The organism is Nitrosomonas sp. Nm84, assembly GCF_003201565.1.
In the GTDB taxonomy this organism is placed as follows: domain Bacteria; phylum Pseudomonadota; class Gammaproteobacteria; order Burkholderiales; family Nitrosomonadaceae; genus Nitrosomonas.
Window position 1 is genome coordinate 1 of the sequence record NZ_QJJP01000082.1, and the last position, 1,184, is coordinate 1,184.

A 1,184-nucleotide genomic window follows, 5' to 3' on the forward strand; every position below is an offset into this window, starting at 1 on the left:
AGAATCTGAGTGGCGTTGGAAAAAACAACCTGATGAACTTGCTAATGAACTATGGCAAATCATCAGATATTATTAACTCTGCTAGTCTAGAGCCTAATTTATTATTCTGTTAATCATATAGTTGTATCTATTTGAATAATTGGCCTAGTGCTATAAGCTAAATAAGCTAACTATCTCGATTGACTAGTACCCTAAGTTGGCATCAACATAGGGGCAAATATAGTGTCTTATTTGAACTATTCAGAGTTGAATCAAAAATACCAAAAAGATTTGATATTAACTGTTTGAACAGTTTGAACTTACACTTTAGTTGTAAGTAATACTCTAGGAGGGCGAAGCGGAGAATCTAGAAACGATTCTGGAATATACAAAGGAATAAAATTAGCTAAAATCTCTTTAGCAGCTATAAAATCAAGTACGGGTAGGTCTGTAAAGAAGATAGGTTGATACACTGCATTAAGGCATATGTGTGTTGAAAGATTCAAGTCTTTATCATCAGAAAACTCGACATGCTGATGATTTTCTTCCATTGTTTGTACTGGAATGTACGTAGCTTGATGATCAAGCTCATGTATAAATATCTCACCATGGAAAGCCCAAGCAAACGCATTTGTCAGCAAACTGACTGATAGCACAAACACTGCAATGTTAGGAAATTTATACATAGTAGCAGCATAACATACCTGAAAATAAATGTTATTAGTTTTGACCTTAAGAAGTTAAAACGATGTCTCCCGCCAAATAACATTTGACTAAACTAGCAGAATATGTATGATAGTTTAGAGCCTTTACAATAGAAATTTCTGTAAAAAATTCCAACTTATATGGACGCCTCCGGTTTGGCAAGCAATATTTCGTGTTTTGGTAAAATGGAAATCAGCTGCAGTCTCATATCCGGCCTTATTGTAGACTGGATTTCTATCTGTGGGCCCTGATGGAATTCGCCAAGAACGCCCTGTAGCTAATTTTCCGAATATTTTAAAAAAAACTGCATAATCTTTCCCGGATAGAAGCACAACTTATTTATCCTGACTACTCTTTTTGCTAACTGTTTTTGAGATCTCTAAACTTTTAGACTCTTGAAAGATAATCGCAGGCACCAAGCGTATATAAATCAACTCACCGACCAGTTCCACCAGCGTTTGAGTGACGATTACGACAGATGCCAAAATCCAGCCATCCGG

At 36.0% G+C, this 1,184-nt stretch carries 1 protein-coding gene and 1 pseudogene; one reads left to right on the forward strand and one right to left on the reverse strand.

Annotation, left to right across the window (positions count from 1 at the left end; translation table 11 throughout):
- Positions 1-76 (forward strand): annotated as a pseudogene (locus tag C8R34_RS16165) (IS1595 family transposase); the annotation flags it as partial.
- Positions 77-299: 223 nt separating this feature from the next.
- Here the strand turns inward: C8R34_RS16165 and C8R34_RS16170 are convergent.
- Entirely contained in the window at positions 300-665 is a 366-nt protein-coding gene (locus C8R34_RS16170) for a hypothetical protein (RefSeq protein WP_013648892.1), read from the reverse strand.
- Positions 666-1,184: the final 519 nt, after the last annotated feature.

What these genes read in the sequence shown, in the direction of transcription:
- C8R34_RS16170 (WP_013648892.1), bottom strand. Translation starts at nt 665, where the DNA reads ATGTATAAATTTCCTAACATTGCAGTGTTTGTGCTATCAGTCAGTTTG.